The 12,973-nt window shown below is 67.8% G+C and carries 11 protein-coding genes; 10 read left to right on the top strand and 1 reads right to left on the bottom strand.

Going from position 1 to position 12,973, the window contains the following annotated elements:
• Positions 1-36: 36 nt before the first annotated feature.
• The gene (locus MMF96_RS01945; RefSeq protein WP_256882357.1) at positions 37-1,773 is read right to left on the bottom strand and encodes an amidohydrolase family protein; all 1,737 of its coding nucleotides are present in this window, start codon (positions 1,771-1,773) and stop codon (positions 37-39) included.
• A gap of 216 nt (positions 1,774-1,989) precedes the next feature.
• Here MMF96_RS01945 and MMF96_RS01940 point away from each other — a divergent pair, with 216 nt between their 5' ends.
• The 10 genes from MMF96_RS01940 to MMF96_RS01895 all read left to right on the top strand — a co-directional run bounded on the left by MMF96_RS01940 (position 1,990) and on the right by MMF96_RS01895 (position 12,936).
• Positions 1,990-2,598, top strand: coding sequence for a TetR/AcrR family transcriptional regulator (locus tag MMF96_RS01940; protein ID WP_256882356.1), 609 nt, complete (start codon positions 1,990-1,992; stop codon positions 2,596-2,598).
• Between the two features lie 180 nt (positions 2,599-2,778).
• On the top strand, positions 2,779-3,759 hold the full coding sequence (locus MMF96_RS01935; RefSeq protein WP_375141392.1) for a formylglycine-generating enzyme family protein: 981 nt from the start codon (positions 2,779-2,781) through the stop codon (positions 3,757-3,759).
• A 150-nt stretch (positions 3,760-3,909) separates the two neighbouring features.
• Positions 3,910-4,641, top strand: coding sequence for a helix-turn-helix domain-containing protein (locus MMF96_RS01930; protein ID WP_176616994.1), 732 nt, complete (start codon positions 3,910-3,912; stop codon positions 4,639-4,641).
• Between the two features lie 152 nt (positions 4,642-4,793).
• A complete protein-coding gene (locus MMF96_RS01925) occupies positions 4,794-6,263 on the top strand; it encodes a fumarylacetoacetate hydrolase family protein (protein ID WP_256882353.1) in 1,470 nt (489 codons plus the stop codon).
• Positions 6,263-6,952: a GntR family transcriptional regulator gene (locus MMF96_RS01920; RefSeq protein WP_176616954.1), complete on the top strand. Its 690-nt coding sequence runs from the start codon at positions 6,263-6,265 to the stop codon at positions 6,950-6,952. Before MMF96_RS01925 ends, MMF96_RS01920 begins: the two co-directional genes overlap by 1 nt.
• Positions 6,953-6,988: 36 nt before the next feature.
• Positions 6,989-8,518 (top strand): aldehyde dehydrogenase, encoded by a 1,530-nt coding sequence (locus tag MMF96_RS01915; protein WP_176616955.1) that lies wholly within the window; start codon positions 6,989-6,991, stop codon positions 8,516-8,518.
• Between the two features lie 33 nt (positions 8,519-8,551).
• Complete coding sequence (gene hpaD, locus MMF96_RS01910) at positions 8,552-9,649, top strand: 3,4-dihydroxyphenylacetate 2,3-dioxygenase (RefSeq protein ID WP_176616956.1); 1,098 nt, start codon at positions 8,552-8,554, stop codon at positions 9,647-9,649.
• A gap of 87 nt (positions 9,650-9,736) precedes the next feature.
• Positions 9,737-10,522, top strand: coding sequence for a 2-oxo-hept-4-ene-1,7-dioate hydratase (gene hpaH, locus MMF96_RS01905; RefSeq protein WP_176616957.1), 786 nt, complete (start codon positions 9,737-9,739; stop codon positions 10,520-10,522).
• On the top strand, positions 10,507-11,316 hold the full coding sequence (locus MMF96_RS01900; RefSeq protein WP_176616958.1) for an HpcH/HpaI aldolase/citrate lyase family protein: 810 nt from the start codon (positions 10,507-10,509) through the stop codon (positions 11,314-11,316). The genes hpaH and MMF96_RS01900 overlap by 16 nt, the downstream gene beginning before the upstream one ends.
• A gap of 141 nt (positions 11,317-11,457) precedes the next feature.
• Positions 11,458-12,936: an NAD-dependent succinate-semialdehyde dehydrogenase gene (locus MMF96_RS01895; protein WP_176616959.1), complete on the top strand. Its 1,479-nt coding sequence runs from the start codon at positions 11,458-11,460 to the stop codon at positions 12,934-12,936.
• Positions 12,937-12,973 lie beyond the last annotated feature (37 nt).

Here is a 12,973-nt window from a genome sequence, read left to right as displayed (position 1 = left end):
GCCAGTGGTGGTGCTGCAAAGTGATGTTGGGAAGGCCTATGCCGGCCAGCCGGACAGGTCATGGACGATTTGTCCGCCGACGGCGGTGAGCACCACTTGGCGCTCCATGAGTTCCTCGATCCTGTTCTCGTCGGGCCAGGGCCCGTCGAGGACGCAAAGGTCTGCCACCATGCCGGGGCGGAGTGTGCCCTTGTACGTTTCGGCATGGTCCTGCCAGGCTGGCAGCGACGTCATGGCTGCCAGTGCCTCGAGGGAAGTGATGCGTTCAGGGTCATTGGCCGCGCCCGCCCGGCTTGGGGTGGCCCTCCGGACGGCGGCGATGATTGTCCGGCGCCAGTCCGTGGACGTGACGGGGGAATCGGAGGCAAGGTTCACGGCGGCTCCGGCGGAGAGGGCCGAGCGCAGCGGCTGATGCCGGGCAAAACGCTCTTCCCCCATGACGCCGCGCATCAGGTCCCCCGCCGTGGCACGGATCAAGGGGTTGGTGCTGTAGCCGATGCCCCGTCTTGCCATGGTGTGCAAGGTTTCGTTTCCGCTGAAGGCTCCGTGGATGATGTAGTGCCGGCGTTCCGGGCCCCGGCCCGGCGCGAGGCCTGACAGGAGTTCAACCGCGGTTTCGGTCGCGGCGTCGCCGGTGGCATGGATGCCGGCCTGGAGCCCGGCGTCGTCAATCAGCGCCAAAATCCTGCCCAGCTCGGCGACCCGCTCCTCGTCAGTGTCCCCGGCGACGACGAGGTGGCCGTGTGTGCATTTGGCGCCGTACGGTTCATGCATCCAGGCGGTGTTGCTGCGCGGGATGCCGTCGGAGAAAACCTTGACGCCGGCGACCGCGAGTCGCCGCGGGTCGATTCCCCGGCTCAGATAGGTGCCGGCAAGCCCCGAGGAAAGGCCTCGCCTTACGGCGGCCGCGCTCACCCCGCCCGTCCCCGCGAAGAGCATCAGGACGGCAACCCGGAGACTTAGCTCATCGGCAGCGGCCATGTCGCCAAGCAGCTCGAGGGCTCCGGTGGTGCCCGAACCGTCGAACAGTCCAGGACTTCCGGGCCCCAAGCCGGGCTCTGTCAGCGACGTGATGCCCCGGGCGTGAAGGAGGGCCTGCGTTTTCAGCAGTGCCGAGTGCAGGACAGTGCCTGGCACATCCGGCAGTACGGAGTTCATCAGGACGGCCGCCCCGTCCTGCAGCAAGCCGGTGGGCGAACCGTCGGCATGGCGTTCAATCACTCCGCCGTCAGGATCGTGGGTGGCGTCCGTGATGCCGGCCCGGCGCAGGGCGGCCGCGTTGGCGAGCAGCTGGTGTCCCGTCTGGTCAAAGGCGACCACTGGAACGTCCTGGCGGCATTGCGCCAGGGCCTGCGCCCCACCAGGCCCGAGGGTCGCTGAATCCCATCCGTGGGCACGGATCCACCCGTCAGGTGGAACCGGGCTGTTGCCCAGGATGCTGACAACCTGGTCCCAGTTGGCCGCGGCTGCTGCACCGATCTTGACATGGCCAAAGAGCGTCATGGCAGTGCCCACCAAATGAAGGTGTGCATCGTTGATGCCTGGAAGCACTGTGCCGCCGCGCAGGTCCACCAGGCGTGTGGCCGGCCCGGCGAGGTGACGGAGTCCGTCCCCGCCCACGGCCGTGACCACTCCCCCGGTTATGGCCAGGGCAGAGGCACCGTGGACCTGCGCAGCACGATCCGGGCCGGCCGGCAGTTCCCCGGTCAGGACGGTACCGCCAAACAGGACCAGGTCAGGGGTCTGGCTTGGGGATTCCCATGGTGTCGACACGCAATCACCTCTCTGTGATCCAGCTAACTTTCTAAGAGTATGTCAGATGACTTGGTCAATTGACTAGATCTGGGCGTATTATTTTTTGTATAGCCTGAGGGCAGAGATTTGGAGAGACCTGCAACACTGTCCGGGCACTGTCCCGGCTACGCTGCAGGGATCTGGCCGCGCAGCGGAATCGCCGTTGCCGGACCGGCCGGCTGGGAAGGGGAAAGCATGGCGCGCATTTCAGCCGACGACCGGCGCAGCGAGTTTGTCCGCTCGGCCGCGCGGGTGATAGCCAACCATGGTGTTGCGGCGGCCACGACGCGCCGCATTGCGGCGGAGGCCAATGCCCCGCTTGCATCGCTGCACTACTGCTTTCGCAACAAGGACGAGTTGCTGCAGGAGGTCTACAACTACCTCAGCCGTGACTACGCGATGGCACTTCCGCCCGTGCCAGCCTCCACGGCCGGGCTGGCGCACGTCATGGAAGCGCATGCCCTGCGTGTTTGGGACCGCATGGTCCAGAACCCCCACGAGCAGGTCACCACTTTTGAGCTGTTGCTGCGCCGCTTCCGGGTCGACGACGACGGCCAGCCGCAGGCCCTGGCCATGAACCAGTCGATGTACAACGGCTGGATCAGCTCCACCATGGCGCTGTTCACCGATGCCGCCGTGGCCGCCGTCGAGCCGATTCCGTCCAACCTGGACCAGGTCACCCGGCTCTTCATCTCGGGAATCGACGGCATCAGCATGCAGCACCTGGCCGACCCCGATGAAGCCAGGTCGAAGGAACTGGTCAAGTTACTGGCCCTCAGCCTGTCCAGGGCACTGGCCTACTGAGAACGCCCAGGGATTTCACGGTACGCTACACGTGGCCCGGCCGGTTTTCGGCCCTGCGGCCCTCACCGCCGAGCCGCCGGATGGCCCGCCAATTTTACGGTTTTTACGAACAAATCGGTCCAGGTACGTCCCATCGCATGAAGACATAGGAACAAGGGAAGCGCGAGGTCCCAGATGGAAATGCCAAGCTGCTGCAGTCCGGGCCGCGGGCAGGCCGTGCCGGAAACGCATGGCGTCCTGCCGGCACCCGTTCCCGCCGCGCGGGCCGCCGGCCCGGAATCGGTCCATGACGACGTCCTGGTCCCGGCGGGGACGTTCGCCATGGGCGACCCCTTCGACGAGGGCTACCCGGCCGACGGCGAGACGCCCGTCCACCAGGTCAGCATCTCCGCCTTCCGCATCGACGCCACCACCGTCACCAACGCCCGGTTCGCCGCCTTCATCAACGCCACCGGCTACCGCACCGACTCCGAAGCCTACGGCACCTCCGCCGTGTTCCACCTCGCCGTCCAGGCAGACCAACGCGACATCCTGGGCACGGCCGCCGGCACACCATGGTGGCTCAACGTCCGCGGCGCCGACTGGGCCCACCCCGCCGGGCCGAAATCCACCTGGCACGACATCCCGGACCACCCCGTGGTGCAGGTCTCCCACACCGACGCACTGGCCTACTGCGCGTGGGCCGGGCGGTCCCTGCCCACCGAGGCCCAGTGGGAATACGCGGCCCGCGGCGGCCTGCCCCAGGCCCGCTACCCCTGGGGCAACGAACTCCACGGGCTGGCCGCGGACGGCACCAGAGTCCATCATTGCAACATTTGGCAGGGCGCCTTCCCCACCGAAAACACCGGCGACGACGGTTTCCTTACCACCGCCCCCGTGCGCAGCTTCGCACCCAACGGGTACGGGCTCTTCCAAACGAGCGGCAACGTCTGGGAATGGTGCGCCGACTGGTTCCTGCCCAAGTACTACAAAACCTGCCACGGCCAGGGCACCCTGACCGACCCGCCCGGGCCCACCATCGGCCGCGGCCGCGTCATGCGCGGCGGCTCCTACCTCTGCCACGACTCCTACTGCAACCGCTACCGCCTCGCCGCCCGCAGCCACAACTCCCCCGAATCAGCCAGCGCCAACTGCGGCTTCAGAACCACAACAACCGCCTAACCAATGCTGCCTGGCGCAGGGGCAGCACCCCCGGCCACGGGCCACTTCTTGTTCGTTATCTGAATCAGAAGTTCCAATATAGGATGAATGTGAAATGTGGCAGCAACCACAAGCGCCGGCAGCCCGCCGCCGGCCACTGATTAGGACGGCATAGTGAGCTCAGCTTCAGCAGACGGCACCCCGGCCAAAACCCCGGCGCATTCACAAACCTTGTCGCGCGGCATCCGCGCGCTGGAAATCCTGGCCGAAGCCCAGTCTCCCATGACCATTGCCGAGCTGTCCGCCGCACTGGGCGTGCACCGCTCCATCGCCTACCGGATCCTGCGTACCCTGGAGGACCACTCGCTGCTGATGCGGGACGACGCCGGGCGCGTCCAGGCCGGACCGGGGCTGGCGGCACTGGCCCGCGGCGTCAATCGCAACCTGCAGACGGCGGCCCTGCCGGAACTGACGGAACTGGCCAATGAACTGGACATGACCACCTTCATCGCGGTCTGGGACCACCGCGCGTCGGTCACCCTCCTGACCGTGGAGCCGCGCCATTCGGGGGCCACCCTGGCCCAGCGTCCGGGCACGCGCCACTCCTTTAGTTCCGGCGCGCCCGGCATCGCCATCCAGTCCGCCATCAGCGAGGACACCTGGGAGCGGCTGGCACCGGGCCTGCCCTACCGCCCGGAAGCCCGCGCCGCCAGGGCCGCCGGATTCGCCACGAGCCACGACGAGGTCCTGCCCGGAGTCGCCGCCATCGCCGCCCCCATCCACATTCCCGGCGGCATGCCGGCCGCCATCTGCGCCATCTCCCTCGGCCCCAGCACCGACCCCGCATCCATCGGCGCCCGGCTCGCCGCCAGCGCCCACGTCATCGAGGCTCAGCTGCAGTAGGTGCCAGCCCGCGGCCGGAAATTCACCCCGCCCAAGGGCTTGACGTGACCGTCGCAACACGGATATGGTGATCGTATACGATATCGTACTTGATATTGGCGGCCGGTCCACCGGCCGCAGCAAGCCGTCAACTTCCATCCCAGGAGTGTTCCGTGGAACAAGTCACAGCAGCCACGCTCAAGCAGGCCGGCAAGGTCATCGCCGTCCATCTGGCGTACCAGTCCCGGGCGGACCAGCGCGGGCGCACCCCGGCAAACCCCTCGTACTTCCTCAAGGCGTCGTCGTCCCTGAGCCTGAGCGGCTCCGACATTGAGCGCCCCGCCGGCTGCGAGCTGATGGCCTATGAGGGTGAGATCGCCCTGGTCATCGGCACGGCCGCCCGCCGCGTCAGCCCCGAGGAGGCCTGGTCCCACGTCGGGTACGTCACCGCCAGCAACGACCTGGGCATCTACGACATCAAGTACGCGGACAAGGGCTCCAACGTCCGCTCCAAGTCCGGCGACGGCTTCACGCCCTTCGGCCCGGCCCTCATCCCGGCCGCCGACGTCGACCCGGCCGGCCTGCGCGTGCGCACCTGGCTCAACGGCGAACCCGTCCAGGACGACACCACGGCCGGCCTGATCTTCCCGTTCAGCCAAATCGTCGCGGACCTTTCCCAGCTCATGACGCTGGAACCGGGCGACGTCATCCTCACCGGCACCCCCGCCGGTTCCTCGGTCGCCGTCCCCGGCGACGTCATCGAAGTTGAGGTTGACGCCCCCGCAGCCGGCTTGTCCACCGGGCGCCTGCGCACCACCGTCACGCAGGGCACCGCGGAATTCGCCGCTTTCGGCAACCAGCCCAAGGTCTCCGACGCCGACCGCGAGGACGCCTGGGGCTCGGCCGAGGCCGCCGGCCTGACGCCGAAGGGCCTCAGCGCCGATCTCAAGCGCAAGCTGACCAGCGTGGGCACCGCCACGCTCAGCGCCCAGCTGCGCAAGCGCGGGCTGAACAACGTCAGCATCGACGGACTGAAGTCCACCCGCCCCGAACTGCGGATCGCCGGCACGGCCCGCACCCTTCGCTACGTGCCCAACCGCGAAGACCTGTTCAAGACGCACGGCGGCGGCTACAACGCCCAGAAGCGCATCATCAACACGCTCAACGACGGCGAAGTCCTGGTCATGGAGGCCCGCGGCGAGCCCGGCACCGGCACCGTCGGGGACATCCTGGCCCTGCGTGCACAGATCAACGGCGCCGCCGCCATCGTGACCGACGGCGGGGTCCGCGACGTTGCCGCCGTCGCCGCCCTGGACATGCCCACCTTCTTCACCGGAGCGCACCCCGCCGTCCTGGGCCGCAAGCACATCCCGTGGGACACCGACCTGACCATCTCCTGCGGCGGCGCCACCGTGCAGCCCGGCGACATCATCGTCGGCGACTCGGACGGCGTCCTGGTGATTCCGCCGTCGTTGGCGGAGGAAGTGGCCGACGACGCCATCGTCCAGGAGCACCAGGAAACCTTCATCGCCGAAATGGTCTCCGAAGGCAACAGCGTGGAGGGCCTGTACCCGATGAACGCGGCGTGGAAGGCGAAGTTCAACGACTGGGCCACCACGCATCCGAATCCCGCGGCGCAGTAATGAGCCCCGAGACAGCCAGCAAGTCGGAGCGGGCGTACGCCGCCATCAAGGAGAAGATCCTTGGCGGCGGGTACACGCCCGGCTACCGGCTGGTGCTGGCCAAGCTGGCCGAGGACCTCGGGTTCTCCGTGGTGCCGGTCCGCGAGGCCGTCCGCCGGCTCGAGGCTGAAGGCTTTATCACCTTCGAGCGCAACGTCGGGGCCACGGTGGCCGGGATCGATCCCACCGAGTACCTGTACACGATGCAGACGCTCAGCATTGTGGAAGGCGCCGCCACGGCACTCTCGGCACCGCTGATCGGCCCGGAGGACATCGCCCGGGCCCGGGGCGTCAACGCGGCCATGCGCGAGTGCCTGGAACATTTTGACCCGGTCCGCTTCACGGCGTTGAACCTGGAATTCCACAGCGTCCTGTTTGAAAACTGCCCCAACCCGCACATCCTGGACATGGTCCACCGCGGCTGGAACCGGCTGCAGGCGCTGCGGTCCTCCACGTTCAACTACGTTCCCGGCCGGGCCAAGGAATCCGTTGCCGAACACGAGGCCCTGCTGAAACTGCTGGAAAACGGGGCCGATGCCGACACGGTGGAACGCGCCGCCCGCGCCCACCGCGCGGCCACCCTGGACGCCTACCTGGCCCGCGGCACACCAGAACAGCAGGCCCGCATGCCGCTGTCCCCCACTTACTAAAATCCCACAGAACACCTGAAGAAAAGGAATTTTCCCATGGCTGAGCACTACATCCCGGACAACCTGCCCACACACCTGCAGCACTACATTGGCGGCAAGCTCGTCGACTCGATCGACGGCGACACCTTCGACGTGCTGGATCCGGTCACGAACAAGCCCTACATCAAGGCCGCCTCCGGCAAGGTCGCCGACGTCGCCGCCGCGGTTGCCGCCGCCAAGGACGCCTTCGAGAACGGCCCCTGGCCGGGCATGCTGCCCCGCGACCGCTCCCGCGTGCTGCACAAGATCGCGGACATCGTCGAGACCCGCGGCCGGGAACTGGCCGAGTTCGAATGCTTCGATACCGGCCTGCCCATCACGCAGGCACTCGGGCAGGCCCGCCGCGCAGCGGAGAACTTCCGCTTCTTCGCCGACCTGATCGTGGCCCAGCACGACGACGCCTTCAAGGTTCCGGGCCGGCAGGCCAACTACGTCAACCGCAAGCCGATTGGCGTCGCCGGCCTCATCACGCCGTGGAACACCCCCTTCATGCTGGAGTCCTGGAAGCTGGGCCCGGCGCTGGCCACCGGCAACACCGTGGTACTCAAGCCGGCCGAGTTCACCCCGCTTTCCGCGTCCCTGTGGCCCGGCATCTTCGAGGAGGCTGGCCTGCCGGCGGGCGTGTTCAACATCGTGCACGGCTTCGGTGAGGAAGGCTACGCCGGCGACTCACTGGTCAAGCACCCGGATGTCCCGCTCATCTCCTTCACCGGCGAGTCCCGCACCGGCCAGATCATCTTCGGCAACGCCGCACCCTACCTGAAGGGCCTGTCGATGGAGCTGGGCGGCAAGTCCCCCGCCGTCGTCTTCGCCGACGCCGACCTGGAAGCCGCCATCGACGCGACGATCTTCGGCGTCTTCTCCCTCAACGGCGAACGCTGCACCGCCGGCTCGCGCATCCTGGTCGAACGCAGCATCTACGACGAATTCGTGGAGCGCTACTCCGCCCAGGCCAAGCGCGTGAAGGTTGGCCTGCCCCACGACGACGCCACCGAGGTCGGTGCGCTGGTCCACCCCGAGCACTTCGAGAAGGTCATGTCCTACGTGGAGATCGGCAAGACCGAAGCCCGCCTGACCGCCGGCGGCGGCCGCCCCGCGGAGTTCCCGGAAGGCAACTTCATCCAGCCCACCGTCTTTGCCGACGTCGCCCCGGATGCCCGGATCTTCCAGGAGGAGATCTTCGGCCCGGTCGTCGCCATCACCCCGTTCGACACGGACGAGGAGGCCCTTGAGCTGGCCAACAACACCAAGTACGGACTGGCCGCCTACATCTGGACGAACGACCTCAAGCGGGCCCACAACTTCGCCCAGGACGTTGAAGCGGGCATGGTGTGGCTGAACTCCAACAACGTCCGCGACCTGCGCACCCCGTTCGGCGGCGTGAAGGCCTCCGGCCTGGGCCACGAGGGCGGCTACCGCTCCATCGATTTCTACACGGACCAGCAGGCCGTCCACATCAATCTCGGCGCCGTCCACAACCCCGTCTTCGGCAAGGCCGAGGACGCCGCCGAAGTGATCGACGCCTAACCCCCACCCCAACCGCTCGAAGGAGAGAACACCATGACCGACTTCATCCCCACCCCGTCCATCCCGGCCCCGGACATCGTCCGCTGCGCCTACATGGAAATGGTGGTCACCGACCTGGCCAAGTCCCGCGAGTTCTACGTCGACGTGCTGGGCCTGCACGTGACCGAGGAAGACGGGAACACCATCTACCTGCGCTCCCTGGAGGAGTTCATCCACCACAACCTGGTGCTGCGCCAGGGCCCGGTGGCCGCCATTGCCGCCGCCGCCTTCCGGGTCAAGTCCCCGGCCGAGGTGGATGCCGCCGAGGCCTACTACAAGGAGCTGGGCTGCCGCACCGAGCGCCGCAAGGACGGCTTCGTCAAGGGCATCGGCGACGCCGTCCGCGTGGAGGACCCGCTGGGCTTCCCCTACGAATTCTTCTACGAAACCACCCACGTGGAGCGCCTCACCCGCCGCTACGACCTCTACTCCGCCGGCGAGCTGGTCCGCCTGGACCACTTCAACCAGGTCACCCCGGACGTCCCCCGCGGCCGCAAGTACCTCGAGGACCTGGGCTTCCGCGTCTCCGAGGACATCAAGGACTCCGACGGCGTCACCTACGCCGCCTGGATGCACCGCAAGCAGACCGTCCACGACACCGCCCTGACCGGCGGCGACGGCCCCCGCATGCACCACATTGCCTTCGCCACGCACGAAAAGGCGAACATCATCGCCATCTGCGACAAGATGGGCGCCCTGCGCATCTCCGACCGGATCGAGCGCGGCCCCGGCCGCCACGGCGTCTCCAACGCCTTCTACCTGTACATCCTGGACCCGGACGACCACCGCATCGAGATCTACACGCAGGACTACTACACCGGCGACCCGGACAACCCCACCGTCACCTGGGACGTGCACGACAACCAGCGCCGCGACTGGTGGGGCAACCCCGTCGTCCCTAGCTGGTACACGGAGGCCTCCCTGGTGCTGGACCTGGACGGCAAGCCGCAGCCCGTCATCAAGCGCACCGACGCGTCCGAAATGGCGGTCACGGTCGGCGCTGACGGCTTCTCCTACACCCGCGGCCCGGGCGACGCGATGAACGGCGACCCGGCCGAGGAGATCGGCTTCAAGATGGGCACCCAGCTCTAGCCCATGCGTGCCGTCGCCGGCGGGGCATTTGCCCCGCCGGCTCCCGGCACGCACCGCTCGGCCTTTAAAACGTTAGAGGAGACATACATGCTTGACGATGACACCATTGCCGCCATTGCCGATGAACTGGTCGATGCCGGAAAGAGCCGCGTGCCCGTTCCCCGGCTGACGGCGCGGTACCCGGAGATGACGGTGGAGGATTCCTACCGGGTGCAAAAGCTGTGGAGGGAGCGCTGCGAAGCGCAGGGGCGGGTGCTGGGCGGCCACAAGATCGGCCTGACGTCCAAGGCCATGCAGTACGCCACGGGCATCACGGAGCCGGACTACGGGATCATCTTCAAGGACATGATCCTGGAAAACGGCTGCACGGTTGAGTGGAAGCAGTATTCACACCCGCGCATCGAGGTGGAGCTGGCGTTCCTGCTCAAGGAGGACATCAGCGGCCCCGACGCCACGCTCTTTGACGTGCTGCGCGCCACCGAATACGTGGTGCCGGCGCTAGAAATCCTCGACTCAAGGATCGAAATGGAGGGCCGGACCATTGTGGACACCATCAGCGACAACGCCGCCATGGGCGCCATGGTGGTGGGCGGCACCCCGGTGAAGCCGGACGCCCTGGACCTGCGCTGGGTCTCGGCCATCCTGTTCAAGAACCAGGCCATCGAGGAGACCGGGGTGGCGGCCGGCGTGCTGAACCATCCGGCGACGGGCGTGTCCTGGCTGGCCAACAAGATCGCCCCGCACGGCGACTCGCTCAAGGGCGGCGAGCTCATCCTCGCCGGCTCCTTCACCCGCCCCATGTGGGTCAACGAGGGCGACACCGTCTTTGCCGACTATGGAAAGCTGGGGACCATCACATGCCAGTTCGTGTAACGCCGGACCCGTCGTTCAAGGACGCCCTGGCCGGGGCCGGGCGGCCGCTGGCCGGCATGTGGGTGTGCTCCGGCAGCCCGCTGGTGGCCGAGATCTGTGCCGGCGCCGGGCTGGACTGGCTGCTCATCGACGCCGAACACAGCCCCAACGGGCTCGAAGGCATCCTCGCGCAGCTGCAGGCGGTCAACGGCTACCCCGTCACCGCCGTCGTGCGCCCGCCCGTCAACGACACCGTGTTGATCAAGCAGTACCTTGACCTGGGCGTGCAGTCGCTGCTGATCCCCATGGTCCACACGGCCGACGACGCTGCTGCCGCCGTCTCCGCCGCCCACTACCCGCCGCGCGGCGTCCGGGGCGTCGGCTCGGCGCTGGCCCGCTCGGCCCGGTGGAACCGCATCCCGGACTATCTGGCCCGGGCCTCGGAGACCATCACCGTGATCGTCCAGATCGAGTCCCGCGAGGCCGTGGACAACGTGTCGGAGATTCTCGCCGTGGACGGGATCGACGCCGTCTTCATCGGCCCCTCCGATCTCGCCGCCTCCATGGGCGTATTGGGAGCGCAGGAACACCCTGACGTCGTGGCCGCCGTCGAGCATTGCATCAAGGCGGCCAAGGCGGCCGGCAAGCCGGTGGGCGTGAACGCCTTTGCCGAGGCCACCGCGCGCCGCTACCTGGCCGCCGGCGTGGACTTCATCCTGGTGGGCGCCGACGTGGCCATGCTGGCGCGCGGCAGCGAAGCCCTCGCCGCCGGCTATGTCCCGGCGGCCGGCACCGGACCCACCGCCAGCTACTGACCAGCGCTGGTTGAGCCCGTCGAAACCCCGCTTGTCGAAACCCCCGCTTGTGGAAACCCCCGCTTGTGGAAACCAAGGTCTCGACAAGCTCGACCAGCGTCAACTCCCGCCCCACACACACAATCTTCAAGGAGCTCACGCATGACCATCACAGTTGACCGCGAAGCAGGGCTGCTCGCGTCCGTCCCGACCGGGCTGCTCATCAACGGCCAGTGGCAGGCTTCCGCCAGCGGCAAGACCCTGGACGTCCACGACCCCGCCACCGGAAAGGTCCTCGCTTCCATCGCCGACGGCGGGAGCGAGGATGCCCTCGCAGCCCTCGATGCGGCGTCGGCAGCACAGGCCGGCTGGGCCCGCACGGCCCCGCGGGTGCGCGGGGAGATCCTGCGCAAGGCCTTCGAGCTCGTCACCGAGCGGGCCGAGGACTTTGCCCTGCTGATGACCCTGGAGATGGGCAAGCCGCTGGGCGAGGCCCGCGGCGAAGTGGCCTACGGCGCCGAATTCCTGCGCTGGTACTCGGAGGAGGCCGTGCGAGACTACGGCCGCTACGTGACCACGCCGGAAGGCAAAAACAAGATCCTGGTCCAGCACAAGCCCGTGGGCCCTTGCCTGCTCATCACGCCCTGGAACTTCCCCCTGGCCATGGCCACCCGCAAGGTGGGCCCCGCCGTCGCCGCCGGCTGCACCATGGTACTCAAGCCCGCGAAGCTGACCCCGCTCACGGCCCAGCTGTTCGCGCAGGTCATGCAGGAGGCCGGGCTGCCCGACGGCGTCCTGAACGTGGTTTCCGGCTCCAGCGCCGCGGCGATCTCGGGGCCGCTGCTGAAGGATTCGCGCCTGCGCAAGATTTCCTTTACCGGCTCCACGGCCGTGGGCAAGCAGCTCATGGCCGACGCCACCCACAACGTGCTGCGCACCTCCATGGAATTGGGCGGCAACGCCCCGTTCATCGTATTCGGGGATGCCGACCTTGAGGCGGCCGTCGACGGCGCCATGGCGGCGAAGATGCGCAACATGGGCGAGGCCTGCACGGCCGCCAACCGCTTCCTGGTGCACGAATCCGTGGCCGGGGAATTCACCGCCAAGCTCGCCGAACGCATCGGCGCACTCACGGTGGGCCGCGGCACGGAGGCCGGCACCGACGTCGGGCCCATGATCGAGCAGAAGGCACGCGAAGGCATCCACGCGCTGGTGACCGCGGCCGTCGCGGACGGCGCCACAGTCCTGACCGGCGGCGACGTCGTGGCCGGTGACGGGTACTTCTACCAGCCCACCGTCCTGGGCAACGTGCCCAACGACGCCGCCATCCTGGGGCAGGAGATCTTCGGCCCCGTGGCCCCGGTGACCACGTTCAAGGACGAGGCCGACGCCATCCGGATCGCCAACTCCACCGAATACGGCCTGGCCGCCTACGTCTACACGCGTGACTTCTCGCGGCTGCTGCGGGTCAGCGAGCAGCTGGAATTCGGCATGGTGGGCTTCAACGCCGGCGTCATCTCCAACGCCGCTGCACCGTTTGGCGGCGTCAAGCACTCGGGCCTGGGCCGTGAAGGCGGTTCCGAGGGCATTGCCGAATACACCACCACGCAGTACATCGGCATCGCGGATCCGTACGCGTAAACAACGGGCTGCCGCCACAACAGCGCCGTCCCCGGCC

This window comes from Arthrobacter sp. STN4 (genome assembly GCF_024539665.1).
Taxonomy (GTDB): domain Bacteria; phylum Actinomycetota; class Actinomycetes; order Actinomycetales; family Micrococcaceae; genus Specibacter.
The sequence above is the reverse complement of the archived record's forward strand: the minus strand, read 5'-3'. Positions and strand labels throughout refer to the sequence as shown.

What these genes read in the sequence shown, in the direction of transcription:
- MMF96_RS01940 (WP_256882356.1), top strand. Translation starts at nt 1,990, where the DNA reads ATGGCGCGCATTTCAGCCGACGACCGGCGCAGCGAGTTTGTCCGCTCG.
- MMF96_RS01935 (WP_375141392.1), top strand. Translation starts at nt 2,779, where the DNA reads ATGCCAAGCTGCTGCAGTCCGGGCCGCGGGCAGGCCGTGCCGGAAACG.
- MMF96_RS01920 (WP_176616954.1), top strand. Translation starts at nt 6,263, where the DNA reads ATGAGCCCCGAGACAGCCAGCAAGTCGGAGCGGGCGTACGCCGCCATC.
- MMF96_RS01915 (WP_176616955.1), top strand. Translation starts at nt 6,989, where the DNA reads ATGGCTGAGCACTACATCCCGGACAACCTGCCCACACACCTGCAGCAC.
- hpaD (WP_176616956.1), top strand. Translation starts at nt 8,552, where the DNA reads ATGACCGACTTCATCCCCACCCCGTCCATCCCGGCCCCGGACATCGTC.
- hpaH (WP_176616957.1), top strand. Translation starts at nt 9,737, where the DNA reads ATGCTTGACGATGACACCATTGCCGCCATTGCCGATGAACTGGTCGAT.
- MMF96_RS01900 (WP_176616958.1), top strand. Translation starts at nt 10,507, where the DNA reads ATGCCAGTTCGTGTAACGCCGGACCCGTCGTTCAAGGACGCCCTGGCC.
- MMF96_RS01895 (WP_176616959.1), top strand. Translation starts at nt 11,458, where the DNA reads ATGACCATCACAGTTGACCGCGAAGCAGGGCTGCTCGCGTCCGTCCCG.